Below are 19484 nucleotides of genomic sequence, written 5' to 3'. Positions count from 1 at the left end.
TTGTCCTTCCGCTGGGCCAATCGCCGCTGGTCGATGGCCGCACATCTATGGCCAAGGGCGGCCGTCAGCGGCATTCTATTCCACGCTGAGCCGATACCCAATACCGCGCACCGTCTGCAGCCAGACCGGATTGGACGGATCGCGCTCGATCTTGCGGCGCAGCCGGTTGATCTGAACGTCGATGGTGCGCTCGCCGACTTCCGAATCGTCGCCGACAAGTTCATGGCGCGGGATCGTTTCGCCGGCCCGCGCGGCAAAGATCGCCAGGATCTCCTGCTCGCGGTCGGTCAGCTTCAGCGCCTCGCCGCCCCGCTTCAGCTCGCGCCTGGCGATCTGGAAAGTATAAGGGCCGAAGACCAGCTGCTCGACCTTGGGCGTCGTCGCGGGGCCGCCACGGCGCAGGATGTTGTTTATGCGCAGGATCAGCTCGCGCGGGTCGAAGGGCTTGGGCAGATAGTCGTCGGCGCCGGCCTCGAGCCCGGTGATGCGGCTGTCGGTTTCCGATAGCGCGGTGAGCATCAGGATCGGCACGTTCTTCTCCGCCCGCAGCGCCTTGGTGAGGTCGACGCCGGTCTCTCCGGGCATCATGACGTCGAGGACAAGGAGGTCGAAGTCGAGCCCGGCGAGCTTTCGCCTGGCCTCGCCGGCATTTCCGGCGACTGTGACGCGAAAACCGTTTTCGGTCAGATACTGCTTGAGCAAATTGCGAATGCGGGTGTCGTCGTCGACCACAAGCAGATGCGGCGCGTCATCGTCCGGCGCCGTCGGCTGGTCCACCCTCTCAATGGTCTCCATGGCTTTTCCCTGACATGTTTGCAGGCACAATGTCGATCTGCGCCCTTAGTTCCGGATTGACCATGGCTTCCAGGAATCGTTCGATCAAGGGACGCTCGCTGGCTCCGGAATCTTCCAATGCAGCACGGATGCGGCGTGACTGTGGCCGCGCCAGGGCCAGCGCCAGGGCGCGGCCCTTGGCTGTCGGATAGAGCTCCCGCTGGCGGCGGTCGCGCGGACCCTGCAATTGGACGACATGGTCGGTGTCGATCAGCTGCTTGAGCACCCGCGCCAGGCTCTGCTTGGTGATCTTGAGCACGTCGAGCAGTTCGGCGACCGTCAGTCCCGGCCGGCGGTTGACGAAATGCAGCACACGGTGATGGGCGCGGCCAAAGCCGTAATCGGCCAGGATTTGGTCCGGATCGGAAGTGAAATCGCGATACGCAAAGAAGAACAGTTCGATGATGGCGAAGTCGATGCCGTCCTCGTCGGTGATCGGCGTCTTGATCGGTTTTCCGGCAGCTGGGCTTCGATCCGTCATCATTTCTCCGTCCATAGAGGGAAATTATGTCAGTACTATTGACGTAATTTCCCCGCAATGGTAATTTTTGACAAGCTTTTCGGGTGAATGCGAACGAAAAGGCAAGGGAGTGCGGTTTTTCCGGAACTTCCTGAGTTTGCCAGAGTTCGATTCTCCGCTTACGCTTCAAGGGCCGCCCGACGCGGCTGTCGCGCAACAAAAAACAACACTAATGATGTGCGGGTCGCCGCCCGCGGGAGGTTTCCATGGCATCCGTTCCCTTCGACCAACTGGACGGCTTCATCTGGATCAACGGCGAGTTCGTCAAATGGGCCGACGCCAAGATCCACGTGCTGACCCACGGCCTGCACTATGCCAGCGCCGTCTTCGAGGGCGAGCGCGCCTATGGCGGCGCCATCTTCAAGCTCAATGAGCACACCGAGCGTCTGCATGAATCGGCGCGCCTGCTCGGCTTCAATATTCCCTATTCCGTGGCCGAGCTCAATGACGCCTCGACCACGCTTCTGAAGAAGCAGGGTTTCCAGGACGCCTATGTCAGGCCGATCGCCTGGCGCGGCAGCGAACAGATGGGGGTGTCGGCGCAGAACAGCCGCATCAACTGCGCCATCGCCATCTGGCAATGGCCGAGCTATTTCGACCCGGCGCAGAAGCTCAAGGGCATCCGTCTCGATCTGGCGGAATGGCGCCGGCCCGATCCGCGCACCGCGCCGTCGAAGTCGAAGGCCGCCGGCCTCTACATGATCTGCACCATGTCCAAGCATGCCGCCGAGGCCAAGGGCTATGCCGATGCCATGATGCTCGACTGGCGCGGCCAGGTCGCCGAAGCAACGGGCGCCAACATCTTCTTCGTCAAGGATGGCAAGATCCACACGCCGAAGCCCGATTGCTTCCTCGACGGCATCACCCGCCGCACCGTCATCGGCCTCGCCAAGGACCGCGGCCTTGAAGTCGTCGAGCGCGCCATCATGCCTGAGGAACTCGAAGGCTTCGAACAGTGCTTCCTCACCGGAACGGCAGCGGAAGTGACGCCGGTCTCCGAGATCGGTCCGTACCGATTCGAGGTCGGCGAGATCGCCAAGACTTTGATGAACGACTATTCTGCTGCGGTGCAACCTAAGCATGCGATAGCCGCAGAATAACGAAAGTCACAGCTTTTTTCGCAAGCAGGGGCGGTTTTGAGGCCGGCCCCTTTATTTCAGCATCTGTGCATTTGACTTTCGTACAATTCAGCGTCTCATGATGGTGTCGGCCCGGGAGGCTGGCAGCTATGGAGGGACTAGGTACATGGATACGAATACGCTCATTGCGCTCGTTGTACAGGTAATTGCAGGTGTTGTCGGTGGTCAGGCGGTCGGCGTTGCGCTGAAGAATGCGGCGATGGGCCAGTTGACCAAAATCCTCGGCGGCGCGGTTGGCGGCGTTGGCGGGGCGGCGATCCTCGGCAGCCTGCTCGGCGGCACGGCCGACCCGGCAGCGGCTGCAACGGCAGCGGGCGGATTGGGCGATACGCTGAACCTCAAAAACCTGCTCGGCGGCGCCGGCGGCGGCGCCATCCTGACCGGCATCATCGGTGCGGTCATGGGCGCGATGAAGAAGTAAGCCTCTAGATCATTCGCCGTTTCACGGCGAATGATCTAGTTTGTTGTTTCACGCAATTCCGGACGGAAGACCGCTTTACACTTTTCCTGGAATTGCCCGAGACTCAGGCTTCGTCAAATGGGCGGCCGTTGGGCCGCCCATTTCTGTTTTGGGACGGACTGTTTGCCTTTCAGCAGTGGACGGCCTTCGCCCACGCCTCTACATCACGCTGGAACAGCGAAAGGACAATCATGGGTCAGCTCAATGCCGGCATCGTGCCGGTCACGCCTTTCCAGCAGAACTGCACCATCCTGTTCGACATGGATGACAAGCATGGCGTCGTCGTCGATCCGGGCGGCGACATCGACAAGGTGCTGGCGGTGCTGAAGGACAATGCGATCACCGCCGCTGCGATCTGGATCACCCATGGCCACATCGATCACGCCGGTGGCGCCATGGAGCTGAAGGAAGCACTCGGCATCGAGATCGTCGGCCCGCACGAAGCCGACAAGCTATTGCTCGACAATCTCGAGAACCAGGGCCAGCGCTACGGCATTACCGGGGTGCGCAACTGCGTCCCCGACCGGTTTCTCGCAGAGGGCGAGACGGTTTCGTTCGGCTCACATATGTTCGAGGTGCTGCACTGCCCCGGCCATGCGCCCGGCCATGTCGTATACTACAATCGCGCGGCGAAGTTCGCTCATGTCGGCGACGTGCTGTTTCGCGGCTCGGTCGGGCGCACCGACCTGCCGGGCGGCGACCATGCGGCGCTGATCGCCTCGATTAAGAACAAGCTTTTGCCGCTCGGTGACGAGATCGGCTTCATCTGCGGCCACGGCCCGGGTGGCCGCTTTGGCGAGGAGAGGCGGACCAATCCCTTCCTGACTTAGCGATGTCTTTCTGCCAAAAAAAAGCGCTGGCCTTGCGGTCAGCGCTTTTTGTGGGACAGGGAAGCTCAATTCGCGACGCAGAAATGCTGCTCACCGTCATTGCCGGTGAACGTGCCGCTGCGGGCATTGAAGCTCCGGTAGCGGTCCGAGCAGTATTCGTACCAGTCGCGGGTCCACGGCTCGGCATAGCGGTCGGCATAGACGACCCGCGGTTCGGCATAGTAACGGCGCACCGGCGCCGGCCGCACTTCGCGGTAGTCGTAATCGTCGTCATAGCTGCTGTAGCGCGGCTGCGGGTTGCTCAGCGCACCGGCGATCAGAGCGCCGGCCGCAAGGCCGACGACACCGGCCGCAAGCGCGTCGCCATTATGATGACGACCATGGCCATGATGCCAGCGGTTCCAGTCCTTGGCATTGGCGGCAGGCAAGGTGGCGAGGGTGGTCGCGGCGAGAGCGGCGCCCAGGATGGCGGTCTTGAAAATGCGATTCATTTTGGTCTCCTTCGTGCCGGCCCGGATAGTTTTCGGGGATGCGGTCCAGCCTAGGGGACGATTAATAGAAGACCGTGGCTGAACGGGGGCTGAACGGAATTGGCTGATACGATCCAGTTCTTGCGGCAAAACCAAGCGCGTACGCAAGGCGCTCCGCCTCGTCAATCTCCGTCCGGACTGTCTTGAGCCGGCTTAGCCGACCGACAGGTTGACGGCCTTCGGACCCTTGCCGCGCTTGTCCGGCTCGGTGTCGAATGTCACTTTCTGTCCATCCTCAAGACCGGAAAGACCCGAAGCCTGCACGGCCGAAATATGAACGAAGACATCCTTCTGCCCGTCGTCGGGCGTAATGAAGCCGAAGCCTTTGGCATGATTGAAGAATTTGACAGTGCCGGTCTGCGGCATGGGAAGCTCCCTTTGATCCCATAAAGTCCAGTTTCGGGCCGGCAAATGCCCGAAGGGAAATTTGTCCTTTATTTTAGCGCTATCGGCAAGAGAAAGTTTTGGCCAGGGCGGCAACGCTGAAGGCTGGTCAAATAGATTGTGGCACGGAAGGCAATTCGCGCCAGACGATTGCTCCGGCGATCAGCCACGCCATGGACCGGTAGAGCGTCCTTTGCCTGCGGCGACGGCGGACATGAAAAAGGCGCGACCAGAAACGTCGCGCCTTCGAAACTCTGGACGGCTGACAAAGCCGGTTCAAACACGCTTGAGGTGCTTTTTCGAGCGCCCTGACGGGCGCGCGGGCACCGCCGGTTCAGGCCGCGCGGAGGTTGACCGCCTTCGGACCCTTGCCCATGCGGTCGGGTTCAACGTCGAAGGTGACCTTCTGGCCGTCGACGAGGGTACGCAGGCCCGAGGCCTCGATCGCGGAAATGTGGACGAACACATCCTTGGCGCCGCCGTCGGGCGTGATGAAGCCGAAGCCTTTGGTCGCGTTGAAGAATTTAACGGTGCCGGTCTGGGCCATTGGGGAAACTCCTTCACCCGTGTCAGTCTTATGGTTTGCCCGCCGCCTGGCATCGTGGGCAAGTCCCGGTGGTTGCTTCGGCAGTCCTGCATTTGCGCATGGTAAAACCCCCCGCCGAAAATGGGGCCGTCAGAGATTCACAGTATCGGGGAAAGGTCGTCCAAAACGTTCCGCTCTCCGGGTCGCAAATGCCCGAACACAAAATTTATCGCACGGAAACGTGATCGTTGCAAGATAGCGCCGCGGGCCGCGTCCATCGACGCATCCCAACGAAGGCGCTTCGATAAACCTGGGTTCTTAAGAGTTCATCAGCCAGAGCCCGGCCACGCATGGTCCAGCGGTCTGGTCCAGGGCCAAACCAATGCGCGGGCCGGGCATCGCATGGCTCCCGCGCCGCAAACGGGGGTTGCATTTGGCAAGGGAATGGCGAGGATCGACAGGCGCGTTTTGCGCCGGGGACGGGGGTCTCGAGGGAGGCATATTCATGAGATTTCTTGCGACGACCTTCTCGCGCCAGGGTTTTACTATTCTCTTCCTGTCGGGTCTTCTTGCGGCCTGCACCGTCGTCGTCGATGACGGGCCGGGACCACGTCCGCGCCCGCCACGGCCGGAACCGGAATTCTGCACCAGGCAATACGAGCCGGTCTGCGCGCGGCGCGGCGGTGACCGCCAGACCTTCGCCAATGCCTGCCTTGCCGAACGGGAAGGCTACCGCATCGTTCGCGACGGCCCTTGCCGCGACGGCGGCGGTGGTGGCGGTGGTGGCGGCGAAGAGCCGACATTCTGCACGCGCGAATACGCCCCGGTCTGCGCCCGCCGCCATGGCGAGCTGCGCACCTTTCCCAACGCCTGCGAGGCCCGTGCCGCCGACTACCGCGTCGTCGAGGACGGCCCCTGCTGATTTTTCCTTCTCCCCTGTCGGGTGAGTCCGCCGGAGGCGAATTCACCGTCCCACTGGCACGATAAAAAAGGCGGCGAATGCCGGGACCCTGCGAAGCAGCGGGGACCGGGCGGGTGGACCGGACCACCCTTGGTCCTTCGCAGGCTCAGGGCGTTCGAAACTCGAAAAGCCAACAATTGGCTTTTCGTCTGCTGCGCGGACCGCTTCTCACCCCCAAGGGAGAAGGCAAGGTCGCGGATCGGAGTGGTTGCCTACGCCGAATACGCCCCGTCGGCCGGGCCGGCATAAAGCTCTGCGCCGTCCTCGTCGCAAATGCGCAGACGGTCGGGGATCTGCGGCATGGCGAGGCTGTGGAACAGCGCGGTGGCGCCCTGCAGGGCGGCGCGCAGGTTCGGCGCGTCCAGCGATACCTTGTCGAGCGTGGCTTCGTCGACGTCGCGCGAGCGGCTCGACGAAGAACGTCAAGCAAGCCTCCGTTGCAGAGTTTTGCGCGAGATCGTCAGTCCGAGATCGTCAGTCCATTGCCGGCAGGTGCGCCAGGCGCGCCCTGCCTGGTCAGCCCTTCGACTTCGGCTTCAGGCTGCTCTCTGCCTGCTTGACCGAGGAACCGAACGGGGAGGCGGCCTTGGCCACCACCTTGTCTTTCTTGGGCTTGCGAGTTTCGCGATTGCTGCGCTGCTGACCCTTGGCCATCCGTCTGCTCCTTCGTACGTGCTGGGTGGGTGCGGTGTCAGACGGCCGGGCTGTCGGGGACAGCCGGGGCGTCCGCCACTTCGAGGTTGTCTTCCGTGGTGACCCGCTCATAGGTCTCCTGCTCGCTGCGGATGCGATATTGCGGCGAGCCATCCTTGACCGGCAATCTGCTCTTGATCTGAAACAGCTCGGCGGTCTTCTGGGCGAGCCCGCTGCGGCTCTTCATGCGCACGGTCTGGCCGACGGCGAAGAGGTGCGAGGGCGTGTCGGTGCGCGGACGCGCATTCTGCTGGAAGCGGATCATGCTGCGTTCTCCTGGTCGCGCCTCAGCGCTGTTTCGAGTTCGAGGTAGTCGATGGCGACAAGCTGGCTGGTGGCCGGGTTCTTCACCGCCCTTGCCGGCAAATGGATGAAGGTGGCGACGCGACGCCAGGCAAGCCGCGACATGCCCTCGATCAGCTCTTCGTCGTGATCGATGTCATAGTCGCCGGCCGGCAGTTGCCCTTCCAGCCCGCCAAGCACGAAGGGTGCCGCGAAATGGGCGATGGAACGGGTGGTGCGATCCGGCATTGGCTTGGCTCTGGTTCGTCGATGCTTTCCGGCATCAACAGGGAACTCAACCATCGGCGATTGGAATGAGTTTGGCGGGTCGAGTATCTCCGACGCCGCTATATGCCAAGCTTGGCCCAAAAAACGATCTCAGATCAATAATCCGAAATTGTTGGTTATTCAAGCTGATTTCCGCCACGGCTCGACCGGTATAAAAAATTTCTCGTATAAACCCTAATAAATCTGCTATCGTGGAACAATATCAGCCAATTTCTTATTTAGAGAGCATCGGAATAATTATTCCGGTGCCCCTAAGATTATTTTTTACGAAAGGCAAAAATATATGAGATTCATGAAAACGCCGGATCGTCCGACCGCAACAATCGAGCCAATCGTCCTCTTCCCCAAGGCAATATCAGTGCGCCTGACGATAAGAAGCGACGAAGCGGCACGGCGCAAGATTGCCGACACCGACGGCACGCAACGGCGGGAGCGCCGGCTCGCCGAGAGCCACCGGCTGATTTGAACGCTACATTTTGCTGTAATTCCTCTAGAGTTTCGAAGAGGTCCGCGCCCTTGGCGAGCCCACTCTTCCCTTGAACCTGCAGCGCCGATGGCCTAGATCGCGGCAAGCGGACAAAACACGGCAGGTTTCCCATCAACAGAGATCAGAGAAGAGCGGCGGGTGCTGGAGCTGGCGGACAGGCGCCGCTGGGCCTCGACCAATATGTGCAGCAGGCGCTGCAGCTGCATCAGGCCGGGCGCCGGCAGGAGGCCGAGACGCTGTACCGGCAGGTGCTGGCGCGCAAGGCCAATCACCCGGCAGCGGCGCATTTCCTGGGCCTGTTGCTGCACCAGACCGGGCGCAGCCCCGAAGGGCTGGAGCTGATCGAGCAGTCTGTGCGTCTGCAGCCGAAGAATCCCGATTTCCTCAACAATCTCGGCACGGTGATGCGCGATCTCGGCCGCGTTGCCGCGTCCGCCGATTTCTTCCGCGGCGCGGTCGATCTCAAGCCCGACCAGCTCGCGGCACGCGACAATCTGGGTTCGGCGTTGAAACAGCTCGGCCAGTTCGAGGCTGCGGAGGACATCTATCGCGGCACAATCGGGCGCAATCCCTTCCATGTCCGCGCCCGCATCGGGCTTGCCGAAACGTTGCAGGAAGCCGGTCGTCTGGATGAGGCGCTGGCGACCTTTCGCGAGGCGCTGACGATCCGGCCCAAGGATGCCGACCTGTTGCATGGGCTCGGCGTCGGGCTGATGGAAAAAGGCAAGCTCGATGAAGCGGCAGACCTGTTTCGGCAGGCGTTGGCGATCACGCCAGGCATGGCAAAGGCCTGGCTGATGCTGACGCAGGTCAAGCGCCAGAAGGAGCGCGACGCCGAACTCGCCGGCATGGAGGCCCAGCATGCCAAGGCGCCGGCCGACAGCCTGGCACGCATGCAGCTGTCCTTCGGTCTCGGCAAGGCCAATGACGATTTGAAGGACTACAACAGGGCCTTCGACTATTTCGCTGAAGGCAATGCGATCCGCCGCAAGGGCATCGATTATGATCCGGTCAGGACGCGGGCCGAATTCGAGGCGATGAAGACGGTGTTCAACGCCGGCTTTTTCGAAAAGCACAAGCCAAGTGCAATCTCCGACGACACGCCGATTTTCGTCGTCGGCATGCCGCGCTCCGGCACCACGCTGGTCGAACAGATCATCGCCAGCCATCCACAAGTCTATGGCGCGGGCGAGCTCAGCATGTTGAAAACCGCGGTCGGCAAGCAATTTCCGCTGACCATGCCGGGAGGTTTCCCCTGGGGACTGGTCGATGTATCCGACGCGGAGTTTGCGGAGGCGGGCCAAGCCTATCTCGACATGCTGCATGAGCGCTATCCCAACTTCAGGCATGTCACCGACAAGATGCCCGGCAACTTCCTGCTCATCGGCTTCATCCATATGATGCTGCCGAAAGCCAAGATCATCCATTGCGCGCGCGATGCGGCGGCGACCTGCCTTTCGATCTACAAGGTGCATTTCCGCGGCGACAACCACCGCTACGGCTATGATCTGGGCGAGCTCGCCGATTTCCACAACATCTACACCGACATCATGGCGCATTGGCACGATGTTCTGCCGGGCGTCGTCCATGACGTGCGTTACGAGGATTTCGTGGCCGACCAGGAGGGACAGACGCGGGCGCTGATCGGGCATCTCGGCCTGTCCTGGGACGACAAGGCGCTGTCGTTCCACGAGACCGACCGCCCGGTGCGCACGGCCTCGGCCGCGCAGGTGCGCCAGCCGATGTATCAGGGCTCGGTCGATCTCTGGAAGCGCTATGGCGACAGGTTGAAGCCGCTGCTGGACAAGCTGGACTGAGCAGCGGCTAAAGCTCGATGAAGGGCTGGAAGCCGCCGAAGATCATGCGCTTCATATCGAAGGGCATGGGCCCCAAATCGGGTGTCAAACGGGGATCGGCCATCACCTTGGCCATTACCACGTCGCGGCTTTGCCTGGACGAATAGACGGCCCAAGCAAAGACGACGATCTCGTCGTCTTTTGCCTGAACGGCACGCGGAAACGAGGTCAACTCACCATAGGGCACGTCGTCGGCGATACATTCGACATAGGCGAGCGCTCCGTGTTCCTTCCATATCGGGCCTGCGAGGTTGGCCAGCTTCTTGTAGTCATCGATATTTGCCTTCGGCACGGCGAGCACGAAACCATCGACATAGGACATCAGGTTCTCCTTGGAGTATCTCACAAAGCTCCTTACCGGCGTCAGCCGGTGAGGAGCTTTGTCAGCAGTGGTCAGTCTTTCTTCGCCGGCGCGTTCATCGCCCATTCGACCCCGAAGGGATCGCGCATGTTGCCCCACTGGTCGCCCCAGAACATCAGCTGCAGCGGCACTGCGACTTCGCAGCCGGCATCGACCGCGCGCTTCCACCAGTCATCGATCTCGTCGGCGCCGAGATGGAGCTGCATGGTATAGCCCTGCGGCTTGACGGCAGGCATGCCGTTTTCGGGGTAGAAATCGGAAATCATCAGCGTCGAGCCGTTGATGTGGAGATGGATGTGCATGGTGCGGCCCTGGTCATCGGGCGGATAGAAGAACACCTGCTCGGCGCCGAAGGCCTTCTTGTAGAACTCGGCGGCCTTGAAGGCGCCGTCCAGTTGCAGATAGGGGGTCAATCCACCGAGAACTTTCGCGGCCGGCTGAATGGGGGTCTGGTCGGTCATGTCTTGTTCCTCTTTGGGTTTGGTCTGGGCGCTTGGTTGGCCTTGCGAAGCCTAGGACGAACGAGGCGGCGGCGATCCTACATGTCTGATGCGATTTTCTGGGCCGATGCGATTTTTGGGGTGAAATGAACTTGCGTCGGCGGCGCCCAATCAGAGCGCAATCCTCGGTATGAGCAGGCTAGAAAAGGGGACTGCTTCTCCAACCCGCTGAGACGACAATGATCCTCTATTACCAGACCCATTCGCCCTTTGCGCGCAAGGCGCTCGTCTTCGCCCATGAGGTCGGGCTTGCCGACCGGCTCGAGGTCATTCATCACGAGACCAGCCCGACCTTGCGCAATGCCCGTGTCTACGCCGAAAACCCGCTCGGCAAGGTGCCGGTGCTGCTGCGGCCGGATGCGTCGCCGCTCTTCGATTCCGATGTCATCTGCGCCTATCTCGATACGCTGCATGATGGCCGCAAATTGCTGCCGCAGGACGGCGAAGCGCGCTGGCAGGCGTTGCGGCTGCAGGCGGTCGCCCAAGGCCTGGCGCAGACGGGCATAGGCCTGCGCTGGGACACGGAAAGGCGGCCCGAACAGTTGCGCTATGCAGCGCTTGCCGAAGGCTACCGGGAAAAAATCGAGGCCAGCTATGACTGGATCGAAAGCGCGCTGAACGCCGAGACATCGCTCCATGTCGGCCATATAGCGCTTGCCACCACGCTGTCCTGGATGGCGTTCCGCCAGCTGCCGTCCTTTCGCGCGCGGGCGCGGCTGACGCGCTGGTTCGAGGCGTTCGAAAAGCGTCGATCGATGCAGGCGACGCCGCTGTCTGGCGATACGCATGACTGAGCAACGGTCGCCCCGTGGCGGCCTGCATCGATCTTTCCCGACCGCATGGTCAGGGCGCCCTGCAGATCCGCGGGCCGTTTTGCGCGTCGATGAGGATTTCCGGCCAGCCGATATCCTTGCGCAGTTCGATCGGCAGGGCCAGAAGCTCGCGCTCGCTGCGATAGCGGGCGCGGTTCTGTGCGTAACGGGCGGCGACGCGGCCTATGGATGACAGGATGGACATGATGCGTTCTCCTCAGATGAAGCCGGCATCATCGTGTCGGCATCCCAAGGACGCAGCAGGTTCAGGCGATCCGACAGAGCGCTGAAAATATTCTGGGAGATGTGAAACCATGGGCCGCAACACAGTGCGGCCCATGGTGGTAGTTCCTCAGCCCACCGTTTCAGCCACCGAGCGGAAGAAATCCTCGGGGTCTTCGACTTCGGTCAGCTTCCGCTTGTCGACCAGCCAGAAGCGGTTGCCGACGGCGCGGATGAAGGAGCGGTCATGCGAGGCGAGCACACAGCTCGCCTGGTGCTTGAGCAGTTCCTCCTCCAGCGCTTCCTGGCCGTCAATGTCGAGATGGTTGGTCGGCTCGTCCAGCAGGTAGAAGTTGGGGTGGGTGAGCCTGAGCGCCAGCATCATCAGCCGCGCCTTCTGGCCGCCGGACAGCACACCGATCTTTTTCTCCTGCATCTCAATGACCACGCCGGCGCCGGCAAGCAGCGAGCGGGCGCGTTGCTCGCCGACATCGTAGCGGTGCGAGACCAGGGCCAGCGGCGTGTCGTCGCCACTGATGCCGGCCAGCGCCTGGTCGCTGTAGCCAAGCACCGTCGACGGCGTCACCTTGACGTTCGGCACCGTGTCCGGCTCGGCGATGGCGTTGCGGATCAGATCGACGAAACGCGACTTGCCGACGCCGTTGCGGCCGAGCAGCACGATGCGGTCGCCCTGGCAGATGTGGCGCTTGCCGGTCTTGAACAGCAGCGTGCCGTCCGGCGTTTCCACTGCGGCGTCATCCAGCGTAATCAGCACCTTGGCATGGGTGCCGCGGTTGGCCAGCCGGATCGCGCCGGCCGATTTCTCGCGATGCGCCGATACCGCGGCGTCTTCCAGCTTCTCCGCCCGTTCCCTGAGTTGCTTGGTCTTCACCGTCAAAAGGTCGCTGCCGGAATTGATGCCGATGTTGTTGAGCTTGGCGGCCTGCTTGCGCAGTTGCTGCGCCACCTTCATGTCTCGCTCGAACCGGCGCGCCGTCGAGGCGTCCAATTCGTCCAGGGCCTGCCGCGCCCTGGAATAGTGCAGTGCAAACACCGGCGAGTCCTCCGGGCGCAAGAACAGCGTGCGGTTGGTGACGGCATCGAGAAAGGCGCGGTCGTGACTGGCGATGACCACCGGCACTTCGCGCGGCAGGGCGTTCAGCCAGCTTTCCAGCTGGCTGATCTTAGCGAGGTCGAGATGATTGGTCGGCTCGTCGAGCAAAAGCACATCCGGATCGGTGACCCAGACGCGGGCGATCAGCGCCAGCCGCTGCCATCCGCCGCTCAGCGCCTGCATCGGCCGTTCGCGCATCGGCTCGGGCACGTCGAGCGAATCCAGCACCACGTCGACGCGCCACATCTCGCTGTCGGCCTGCTCGGCCGGCAAGGCATCGGCCACCACCTGATGGAAGCTGCGGCTGAGAAGGGCTGGCGGAACCGACTGCTCGACATGGCCGACACGCAGGCCGCGCGTGCGAGAAATGTCGCCCGAGGTCGGCTCCAGCGCGCCGGTCAGGCATTTAAGCAAGGTCGACTTGCCGCGGCCATTGGCGGCGACGATGCCGAGCCGGTCGCCGGCGCCGATGGTGAGGTCGAGATTGGAAAACAGCGGCGCACTCATGGTGACGCCGAGGGATTTGAGGCTGATCAGGGCCATTGCGATTTCTCTGGTCTTGCCGGAGACAACTCCGGATGCACTTTGACGGTGTGCTTGCCGGCCGTCAGGCTCAGCTTTGCGCACCACGAAGGGCAGACCAAAAAATCGAAACGGGAAAAAACCCGTGATGTCCCTGGTCAGCCCTGCAAGCGAACTCGCAGGGCCGAAATCGGGCCACGCTGACGATGGTGATCGATAGACACGCAGCCCTCCTTTCAAGACAAAACTTTGAGTGTGTGGAGCGATTACACCAAAGGCGGGGGTGGAGGCAAGTGGCGACGGATGCGGCGGTGGTGGAGCGCTCTTCCCTTCTCCCACAAGGGGAGAAGGAAAGAGGTGCTATTTCCCCGGCCGCCCCGTCTTGCCCGGCCGGCGCTTTTCGCGGCGGGCGTCGCCTGGGTCTTCGTAGGAGCCGATGCCGGCGCGCTGGCGAACGAATGGTTTTGGGGAATCGTCGCGTTCCTTCGCGCCCCCCTCTGCCCTGCCGGGCATCTCCCCCACTCGGGGGGAGATTGGCTGGGGCTTGGCCGGCACTTTCCCTTCGACCGGCTTTTCCGTGCGCCGCACGGTCATCTCGTCGAGCGAATTCTTCTTGAACAGTGGCTTGGTGGCGCCGCCCGGAATGCCGAAGTCGGAGCCGTGCGCTTCCTGCGCCGACTGTTTCTTGAACAGCGAGCGCGACACCGCGCCTGACGGTGTCGGCATGTCGGTACCAGGCCCCATATCGTCGATCGACGGCTTGGCAAACAGCGGTTTCTTCACCGGCACGGCGCCGTCGGCGCCCATTTCGTCGAGCGCCGGCTTGCGGAAGAGGTTGGACCGGGCAGCCCTGGCCGCCTCTTCGGCGGCACGTGCCTCATCGAACTTGCGGAACCGCTCCTGTTCCTCAGCCGTACGGTGCTTGGCCACGCCCTTGTTGTGCTTGCCCTTCTCGCGGCCCGAAACCGGGCTTTCCATGTCGGCATATTTGGCCAGCGGGTCTTCCGCGATCGACAGTTCCATTTCGCGCAGCCGCTTGATCTCGTCACGGATGCGGGCGGCCTTCTCGAAGTCGAGATTGGCGGCGGCGTCGCGCATCTGCTTTTCCATGGCGTCGAGATGAGCCTTGAGATTGTTGCCCATCATCGCACCGGCGCCGTCGGTGAACTGCGAGATATCGGCGCGGACATGGTCCTTCTCGTAGACCGAGTCCAGAATGTCGGAGATGCGCGACTTCACCGATTCCGGGGTGATGCCGTTGGCCGCGTTCCATTCCATCTGCTTTTCGCGGCGGCGGTTGGTCTCGGCCATCGCCCGCTCCATCGAGCCGGTGACCTGGTCGGCATAGAGGATGACCTTGCCGTCGACGTTGCGGGCGGCGCGACCGATGGTCTGGATCAGCGACGTCTCGGAGCGCAGGAAGCCCTCCTTGTCGGCGTCGAGGATGGCGACGAAACCGCATTCAGGAATGTCGAGGCCTTCGCGCAGCAGGTTGATGCCGACCAGCACGTCGAAAGCGCCGAGGCGGAGATCGCGCAGAATTTCGATGCGCTCCAGCGTGTCGATGTCGGAGTGCATGTAGCGAACGCGCACGCCTTGCTCATGCAAATATTCGGTCAGGTCTTCGGCCATGCGCTTGGTCAAAACGGTGACCAGCGTGCGGTAGCCGGCGGCCGTGGTGTCGCGGATTTCGCCGACGACATCGTCGACCTGGCTTTTCGCCGGGCGGACTTCGACCGGCGGATCGATCAGGCCGGTCGGGCGGATGACCTGCTCGGCGAACACGCCGCCGGCCTGTTCCATCTCCCAGGCGCCGGGTGTCGCAGAAACCGCGACGGAGAGCGGTCGCATGGCGTCCCATTCCTCGAAGCGCAGCGGACGGTTGTCCATGCAGGAGGGCAGGCGAAAACCATACTCCGCCAGCGTCGCCTTGCGCCGAAAGTCGCCACGATACATGCCGCCGATCTGCGGCACGGTGACGTGGCTTTCGTCGATGAAGACCAGCGCATTGTCGGGGATATATTCGAACAAAGTCGGCGGCGGATCGCCCGGCTGGCGTCCCGTGAGATAGCGCGAATAGTTCTCGATGCCGGCGCAGGAGCCGGTGGCTTCCAGCATCTCAAGATCGAAGCGGCAGCGCTGTTCGAGCCGCTGTGCCTCCAGCAGGCGGCCGGCGCGCTCGAGCTCGACCAGCCGGTGCTTGAGCTCCTCCTTGATCGACTTGATCGCCTGGTTGAGCGTTGGACGCGGCGTCACATAGTGCGAGTTGGCGTAGATCTTGACGCTCTTCAGCTCGCCGGTCTTCTGGCCTGTGAGCGGATCGAATTCGGTGATCGCCTCGATCTCGTCGCCGAACATCGAGATGCGCCAGGCGCGGTCTTCAAGGTGAGCCGGGAAGATTTCGATCGTGTCGCCGCGCACGCGGAACGAGCCGCGCACGAAATTGATGTCCTGGCGCTTGTACTGCTGGGCGACGAGATCCGCGAGCAGAGCCCGCTGGTCGAGCCGGTCGCCGATCTGCATCTGGAAGGTCATCGCCGTGTAGGTCTCGACCGAGCCGATACCGTAGATGCAGGACACCGAGGCGACGATGATGACGTCGTCGCGCTCGAGCAGCGAACGCGTCGCCGAATGGCGCATGCGGTCGATCTGCTCGTTGATCGAGGATTCCTTCTCGATGAAGGTGTCGGTGCGCGGAACGTAGGCTTCCGGTTGGTAGTAGTCGTAATAGGAGACGAAATACTCCACCGCATTGTCTGGGAAGAATTTCTTGAACTCGGAATAGAGCTGCGCGGCCAGCGTTTTGTTGGGCGCCAGGATCAAGGCAGGGCGCTGCGTCTGCTCGATCACCTTGGCCATGGTGAAGGTTTTGCCGGAGCCGGTGACGCCGAGCAGTACCTGGGTGCGGTCATTGTTATCGACGCCCTCGACAAGATCCTTGATGGCGGTCGGCTGGTCGCCGGCCGGCTCGAAATCCGACACCATCTTGATAGCGATGCCGCCTTCGGATTTTTCCGGGCGGGCAGGGCGGTGCGGCGTCCACAGCACGCCGTCCTTGTGCAGCGGGTTGCCGGATTCGATCAGCGCCGACAGCGCCGCGACCGTCGCGGTGACGCTGCCCGAGGCCATCGTCTCGGCGTCTTCCAGCGAGATGTCGAGACCGGCGACCGGGTTGAGGCCGGCGGCGGTGCGCTCGCGCGCCGTTGCCGCGCCACCCATCGAGGTCCCGCGCGAACTGCGGCCGGGCGCAGCGGACCGCTCCGGGATCTTCTTCGCGGACCTTGGTGATTTGCCATCGCCCTTACCGGTGAGACGGCCTTCCTTCTCGGCCTCCTGCTCGATCTGCTCGGCCCAGTCGGCAATCGAGCCGCTCAGCGGCGTGCCGGTGAAGTCAGCCTGCGGCGCCTCGGCGAAGCCACCCTTGTGCAAGGGCTCCGAAGCATCGAGGAAATCGGTCAACGGGCTGCGCCGCTTGGGCAGCGAAGCGCTGTTGTCACCCGCCGGAGACGGTGTCTTTTTCTCGGGAAGTTTGGCCATGCCCCAAATATGGGCAGAGTCCGCCAAAATGGAAAGAGTGCAGTGGCAAGGGACACTAAGCGGGTCGAAGCTCCTGACACAAGGGTGTCAGGAGCTGTGTCACGCAAAGCCGGGCCACCTGCTCAATTGAACCACAGCGCGAAGGTCAAAAACCCACCGCCACCGAACTGACGCTGGATCTGGTCGAACTCGCCGCTGGTCACGATCTCACCGCTCTCGAGGTAGGGCGCGATGGCCGGGCCGGTAATCGACAGCACGAGGTCGAAAGGCTTCGGTTCCTCGAAGAAACGCTTCATGTTGATGCCCTGGCCGGTGCTGGCCGTGATGCGGAAATGCGGCAGCAGCTTGCGGCCTTCCAAAAGGTCTTCGGCCATGGTCAGAGTGGCGAGCCAGGCCTCGACCTGCTCCTCGCCGACTTCGAGCCCGGTGAGCGGGTTCTCGCCCTTCTGCTGCGGTCCCGGCAGCCATTCGCGGTCATTGTCGGTCTCGGCGCGGATCGCCTTCCAGTCCTGGCGCGACAGCCGGATCATTTCGAGCAGATGGCGGCGCGCCGCTTGACGTCGCTCGGGCTCGACCACCGGCCAGTTGACGAGGTGAACCATGGAGATGAAATCCGCGATGCGCCATTCCGATGAGAAGATGCTGCTGCCCATGTCCCCGGCGGGAGGCACCAGAACGTCCTGCAGCGGCAGTTTGGCGTGCGGGAACAGCATGTGGAACGAGCCGTCGAACATGGTCCTGAAATCATGCGCCAGCCAGAAATCGGCCTGCGCCATCAGGAATTCGGCATAGCCCTGCAGCCAGAAACCGTCGGCCCGGTCGAAGCGGAATGTGAGCGAGGGAGCGGCGCCGTCCGACGAGATACCGCCGCGCGACAGCGAGGCCATGATCGCGGCCATGCTTTCATCCGGCGCGATGGCACCGTCTTCGTTGAGATCGATGCCGGCATGGGTGAGGTCGACGACCATGCCGATATCGGCATCGGCGGGTACCGAGCCCAGAGTGGCCGCGGATGTCTCCAGCCGGTCGCGGAAGGCGACCAGAATGGCGCGGAACTGCTCATAGGTCAGCGGTTCGGGATTGGGATTGTCCGGAATCGGCAGCCGCATCAGCGGCAGCATGAAGGATTGCGGGCTTTCGAACCCGTGGCGGTGCAGACCGCCGGCGAGGATTTCCAGCGCGGTGAAGAATTCGCCGGCGCCGGCGGCATAGGCTGACGCCGGATCGCCTTTCGCTGCAGACTCAAGCGTTGTGAGCGCACGGTTGCGCTCGGTCACCGTTTTGGCCTCGAACAAAGCGGTCGCTGCTTCGGGCGCGGCGGCGCGGGCCGAAGATAGCGGCATCAACAGGAGGAAGGCGGACGCCAGCAGGCCTGCAAAACGTGTCATCTCATCCCTCCACTATGCGATGCGCAGACATTACACGCATTTGGCGCCGTGTCTGCCGGCGGCAGTGTTTCAAGGACTGACGGTCGACACTCCCCGGGCAGACCGTCTACACAAGCTAACCGATTGGGCAAACGATTGGGCGTCGCGTGTCGAACTATCCGCTTTCCTACAAACTGTCATGGCTGCCGCGCTTCCTGAAGCCGTCGCTTGGCGGCGATGTCAGGGATTTTGCGCCGATCGCGGCGACGACACTCATCGATCCACCGCCAGGGCGGAAGGTGCGGCTGGCCTTTGTCGGCGATATTTCGGCGGTGGCCAACCATCGTGCGCCGGAGTGCGATCCGGCGATCGCAAAGCTCTTTGGCTCAGCCGATCTGGTGATCGGCAATTGCGAAAGTCCGGTCGTCGAGCGGCCGAGCGTGGCGTTTGGCACGCGGCTTGGCACTCACCATGCGATGAGCGAGCGGTTTCTTGCCGCGGCGCTTGCCGCCGTAGGCATCGCGCGCGAAAGGCTCGTGCTGTCGCTGGCCAACAACCATGTGCTCGACCAGGGCGTCGCCGGTTTCGACGAGACGGCTGCGGCGCTGAAGCGGCTTGGCATCCGCACCATCGGCACCGCGAAAGAAGGACCGGTCGAGCAGGTCAAGGCCGGGCCGCTGACGATCGGCTTTGCCGCCTTCACACTGTGGCGCAATGGCGACGCCGGGCCATTCACCGAGCTCGTCTCGATGCAGAGCGATCCGGCGGCATGGCCGAGAGGCGCGGCCGACAAGAACATCGATCTCACCTGTGCGGTGCCGCACTGGGACTGGGAGTTCCGGCATTTTCCGCAGCCGCAAACGCAAACGCTGGCGAGGTTGCTGGCCGGTCACGGCGTGGGGCTGATTGCCGGGCACCACGCCCATGTCGTGCAGCCGGTGCAATGGGTCGGCAAGACGCTCGTGGCTTACGGGCTTGGCGACTTCCTCGGCACGGCGCTGGCGCGGCAGCCCTGGCCCGGCCGCATCGCCGGCATTTTCGTCGTCGATGTCAGCGCCGATCTCGGCAAGCGCGGTGCGATCGCCGGCTACCGGATGCATCCCTTCATGCGGCTGCGCGCAGGCGGGCATGAGCGGCTGGTTCCGGTCGAGGCGCTGACTGGCCGGATGAAGGGCAAGGTCGAGGCCAGGCTGAAGGCGATCTTTGGCGACTGACAACTTTCCCGTTATCATAGGTATAATAGGACTTTGCGAGGGGGC

The 19484-nt window shown here is 62.7% G+C and carries 22 protein-coding genes; 8 read left to right on the top strand and 14 right to left on the bottom strand.

What is annotated here, in order from left to right; genetic code table 11:
* Positions 1-75: 75 nt before the first annotated feature.
* Both X727_RS162490 and X727_RS162495 read right to left on the bottom strand, forming a co-directional pair.
* On the bottom strand, positions 76-795 hold the full coding sequence (locus X727_RS162490) for a response regulator transcription factor (RefSeq protein ID WP_023672025.1): 720 nt from the start codon (positions 793-795) through the stop codon (positions 76-78).
* Positions 782-1315, bottom strand: coding sequence for a MarR family transcriptional regulator (locus X727_RS162495; RefSeq protein WP_023734975.1), 534 nt, complete (start codon positions 1313-1315; stop codon positions 782-784). The genes X727_RS162490 and X727_RS162495 overlap by 14 nt, the downstream gene beginning before the upstream one ends.
* Positions 1316-1560: 245 nt before the next feature.
* Here X727_RS162495 and X727_RS162500 point away from each other — a divergent pair, with 245 nt between their 5' ends.
* From X727_RS162500 to X727_RS162510, 3 genes are all read left to right on the top strand, one after another.
* Positions 1561-2454, top strand: coding sequence for a branched-chain amino acid aminotransferase (locus X727_RS162500; protein WP_023672023.1), 894 nt, complete (start codon positions 1561-1563; stop codon positions 2452-2454).
* A gap of 145 nt (positions 2455-2599) precedes the next feature.
* Complete coding sequence (locus X727_RS162505; RefSeq protein ID WP_023672022.1) at positions 2600-2914, top strand: hypothetical protein; 315 nt, start codon at positions 2600-2602, stop codon at positions 2912-2914.
* A gap of 230 nt (positions 2915-3144) precedes the next feature.
* Positions 3145-3783, top strand: a complete 639-nt coding sequence (locus tag X727_RS162510; protein ID WP_023711154.1) for an MBL fold metallo-hydrolase — start codon at positions 3145-3147, stop codon at positions 3781-3783.
* A gap of 65 nt (positions 3784-3848) precedes the next feature.
* Here the strand turns inward: X727_RS162510 and X727_RS162515 are convergent, their stop codons facing one another.
* The 3 genes from X727_RS162515 to X727_RS162525 all read right to left on the bottom strand — a co-directional run bounded on the left by X727_RS162515 (position 3849) and on the right by X727_RS162525 (position 5244).
* The gene (locus tag X727_RS162515) at positions 3849-4274 is read right to left on the bottom strand and encodes a BA14K family protein (RefSeq protein WP_023672020.1); all 426 of its coding nucleotides are present in this window, start codon (positions 4272-4274) and stop codon (positions 3849-3851) included.
* A gap of 192 nt (positions 4275-4466) precedes the next feature.
* Positions 4467-4679: a cold-shock protein gene (locus X727_RS162520; protein ID WP_023672019.1), complete on the bottom strand. Its 213-nt coding sequence runs from the start codon at positions 4677-4679 to the stop codon at positions 4467-4469.
* A gap of 352 nt (positions 4680-5031) precedes the next feature.
* Complete coding sequence (locus tag X727_RS162525) at positions 5032-5244, bottom strand: cold-shock protein (RefSeq protein ID WP_006202520.1); 213 nt, start codon at positions 5242-5244, stop codon at positions 5032-5034.
* Positions 5245-5728: 484 nt separating this feature from the next.
* Here X727_RS162525 and X727_RS162530 point away from each other — a divergent pair, with 484 nt between their 5' ends.
* Positions 5729-6145 carry a Kazal-type serine protease inhibitor domain-containing protein gene (locus X727_RS162530; RefSeq protein ID WP_023833512.1) on the top strand — a complete coding sequence of 139 codons (417 nt, stop codon included), beginning with the start codon at positions 5729-5731 and terminating at the stop codon, positions 6143-6145.
* A 555-nt stretch (positions 6146-6700) separates the two neighbouring features.
* Here the strand turns inward: X727_RS162530 and X727_RS1000000168415 are convergent.
* Genes X727_RS1000000168415 through X727_RS162540 form a run of 3 tightly spaced genes read right to left on the bottom strand, consistent with a single transcriptional unit; the run spans position 6701 to position 7408 of the window.
* The gene (locus X727_RS1000000168415; RefSeq protein WP_023683725.1) at positions 6701-6838 is read right to left on the bottom strand and encodes a hypothetical protein; all 138 of its coding nucleotides are present in this window, start codon (positions 6836-6838) and stop codon (positions 6701-6703) included.
* 37 nt (positions 6839-6875) lie between these two features.
* Positions 6876-7142, bottom strand: a complete 267-nt coding sequence (locus X727_RS162535; protein WP_023683726.1) for a hypothetical protein — start codon at positions 7140-7142, stop codon at positions 6876-6878.
* Positions 7139-7408, bottom strand: a complete 270-nt coding sequence (locus X727_RS162540; protein ID WP_023672014.1) for a hypothetical protein — start codon at positions 7406-7408, stop codon at positions 7139-7141. Before X727_RS162540 ends, X727_RS162535 begins: the two co-directional genes overlap by 4 nt.
* A gap of 322 nt (positions 7409-7730) precedes the next feature.
* Here X727_RS162540 and X727_RS162545 point away from each other — a divergent pair, with 322 nt between their 5' ends.
* Both X727_RS162545 and X727_RS162550 read left to right on the top strand, forming a co-directional pair.
* Positions 7731-7913: a hypothetical protein gene (locus X727_RS162545; RefSeq protein WP_023805992.1), complete on the top strand. Its 183-nt coding sequence runs from the start codon at positions 7731-7733 to the stop codon at positions 7911-7913.
* Between the two features lie 203 nt (positions 7914-8116).
* Positions 8117-9751: a sulfotransferase gene (locus X727_RS162550; protein WP_023724948.1), complete on the top strand. Its 1635-nt coding sequence runs from the start codon at positions 8117-8119 to the stop codon at positions 9749-9751.
* A 7-nt stretch (positions 9752-9758) separates the two neighbouring features.
* Here the strand turns inward: X727_RS162550 and X727_RS162555 are convergent, their stop codons facing one another.
* On the bottom strand, positions 9759-10112 hold the full coding sequence (locus X727_RS162555) for a DUF1428 domain-containing protein (protein WP_023833511.1): 354 nt from the start codon (positions 10110-10112) through the stop codon (positions 9759-9761).
* Between the two features lie 71 nt (positions 10113-10183).
* The gene (locus tag X727_RS162560) at positions 10184-10612 is read right to left on the bottom strand and encodes a glyoxalase/bleomycin resistance/extradiol dioxygenase family protein (protein WP_023724947.1); all 429 of its coding nucleotides are present in this window, start codon (positions 10610-10612) and stop codon (positions 10184-10186) included.
* A 218-nt stretch (positions 10613-10830) separates the two neighbouring features.
* Here X727_RS162560 and X727_RS162565 point away from each other — a divergent pair, with 218 nt between their 5' ends.
* Positions 10831-11445, top strand: coding sequence for a glutathione S-transferase family protein (locus tag X727_RS162565; protein ID WP_023833510.1), 615 nt, complete (start codon positions 10831-10833; stop codon positions 11443-11445).
* 49 nt (positions 11446-11494) lie between these two features.
* On the opposite strand, the gene X727_RS1000000168410 is transcribed toward X727_RS162565, so the two are convergent.
* The 4 genes from X727_RS1000000168410 to X727_RS162580 form a co-directional block, all read right to left on the bottom strand.
* Positions 11495-11668 carry a hypothetical protein gene (locus X727_RS1000000168410; RefSeq protein ID WP_023672009.1) on the bottom strand — a complete coding sequence of 58 codons (174 nt, stop codon included), beginning with the start codon at positions 11666-11668 and terminating at the stop codon, positions 11495-11497.
* 147 nt (positions 11669-11815) lie between these two features.
* Positions 11816-13342 carry an ABC-F family ATP-binding cassette domain-containing protein gene (locus tag X727_RS162570; protein ID WP_023833509.1) on the bottom strand — a complete coding sequence of 509 codons (1527 nt, stop codon included), beginning with the start codon at positions 13340-13342 and terminating at the stop codon, positions 11816-11818.
* Positions 13343-13681: 339 nt separating this feature from the next.
* Positions 13682-16858: an excinuclease ABC subunit UvrB gene (uvrB, locus tag X727_RS162575; RefSeq protein ID WP_023744307.1), complete on the bottom strand. Its 3177-nt coding sequence runs from the start codon at positions 16856-16858 to the stop codon at positions 13682-13684.
* Between the two features lie 122 nt (positions 16859-16980).
* Positions 16981-18246: a hypothetical protein gene (locus tag X727_RS162580; protein ID WP_023744308.1), complete on the bottom strand. Its 1266-nt coding sequence runs from the start codon at positions 18244-18246 to the stop codon at positions 16981-16983.
* A gap of 146 nt (positions 18247-18392) precedes the next feature.
* Here X727_RS162580 and X727_RS162585 point away from each other — a divergent pair, with 146 nt between their 5' ends.
* The gene (locus X727_RS162585) at positions 18393-19439 is read left to right on the top strand and encodes a CapA family protein (RefSeq protein WP_023833508.1); all 1047 of its coding nucleotides are present in this window, start codon (positions 18393-18395) and stop codon (positions 19437-19439) included.
* Positions 19440-19484: the final 45 nt, after the last annotated feature.

Origin of the sequence: Mesorhizobium sp. L103C105A0 (genome assembly GCF_000502215.1) — a bacterium.
GTDB lineage: Bacteria > Pseudomonadota > Alphaproteobacteria > Rhizobiales > Rhizobiaceae > Mesorhizobium.
Note: the sequence above shows the minus strand (reverse complement) of the source record. Positions and strands in the feature narration are given on the sequence as shown.

Excerpts from the sequence above, each read along its gene's own strand:
- X727_RS162490 (WP_023672025.1), bottom strand. The coding sequence starts at position 795 with ATGGAGACCATTGAGAGGGTGGACCAGCCGACGGCGCCGGACGATGAC.
- X727_RS162495 (WP_023734975.1), bottom strand. The coding sequence starts at position 1,315 with ATGACGGATCGAAGCCCAGCTGCCGGAAAACCGATCAAGACGCCGATC.
- X727_RS162500 (WP_023672023.1), top strand. The coding sequence starts at position 1,561 with ATGGCATCCGTTCCCTTCGACCAACTGGACGGCTTCATCTGGATCAAC.
- X727_RS162505 (WP_023672022.1), top strand. The coding sequence starts at position 2,600 with ATGGATACGAATACGCTCATTGCGCTCGTTGTACAGGTAATTGCAGGT.
- X727_RS162510 (WP_023711154.1), top strand. The coding sequence starts at position 3,145 with ATGGGTCAGCTCAATGCCGGCATCGTGCCGGTCACGCCTTTCCAGCAG.
- X727_RS162515 (WP_023672020.1), bottom strand. The coding sequence starts at position 4,274 with ATGAATCGCATTTTCAAGACCGCCATCCTGGGCGCCGCTCTCGCCGCG.
- X727_RS162520 (WP_023672019.1), bottom strand. The coding sequence starts at position 4,679 with ATGCCGCAGACCGGCACTGTCAAATTCTTCAATCATGCCAAAGGCTTC.
- X727_RS162525 (WP_006202520.1), bottom strand. The coding sequence starts at position 5,244 with ATGGCCCAGACCGGCACCGTTAAATTCTTCAACGCGACCAAAGGCTTC.
- X727_RS162530 (WP_023833512.1), top strand. The coding sequence starts at position 5,729 with ATGAGATTTCTTGCGACGACCTTCTCGCGCCAGGGTTTTACTATTCTC.
- X727_RS1000000168415 (WP_023683725.1), bottom strand. The coding sequence starts at position 6,838 with ATGGCCAAGGGTCAGCAGCGCAGCAATCGCGAAACTCGCAAGCCCAAG.
- X727_RS162535 (WP_023683726.1), bottom strand. The coding sequence starts at position 7,142 with ATGATCCGCTTCCAGCAGAATGCGCGTCCGCGCACCGACACGCCCTCG.
- X727_RS162540 (WP_023672014.1), bottom strand. The coding sequence starts at position 7,408 with ATGCCGGATCGCACCACCCGTTCCATCGCCCATTTCGCGGCACCCTTC.
- X727_RS162545 (WP_023805992.1), top strand. The coding sequence starts at position 7,731 with ATGAGATTCATGAAAACGCCGGATCGTCCGACCGCAACAATCGAGCCA.
- X727_RS162555 (WP_023833511.1), bottom strand. The coding sequence starts at position 10,112 with ATGTCCTATGTCGATGGTTTCGTGCTCGCCGTGCCGAAGGCAAATATC.
- X727_RS162560 (WP_023724947.1), bottom strand. The coding sequence starts at position 10,612 with ATGACCGACCAGACCCCCATTCAGCCGGCCGCGAAAGTTCTCGGTGGA.
- X727_RS162565 (WP_023833510.1), top strand. The coding sequence starts at position 10,831 with ATGATCCTCTATTACCAGACCCATTCGCCCTTTGCGCGCAAGGCGCTC.
- X727_RS1000000168410 (WP_023672009.1), bottom strand. The coding sequence starts at position 11,668 with ATGTCCATCCTGTCATCCATAGGCCGCGTCGCCGCCCGTTACGCACAG.
- X727_RS162570 (WP_023833509.1), bottom strand. The coding sequence starts at position 13,342 with ATGGCCCTGATCAGCCTCAAATCCCTCGGCGTCACCATGAGTGCGCCG.
- uvrB (WP_023744307.1), bottom strand. The coding sequence starts at position 16,858 with ATGGCCAAACTTCCCGAGAAAAAGACACCGTCTCCGGCGGGTGACAAC.
- X727_RS162580 (WP_023744308.1), bottom strand. The coding sequence starts at position 18,246 with ATGACACGTTTTGCAGGCCTGCTGGCGTCCGCCTTCCTCCTGTTGATG.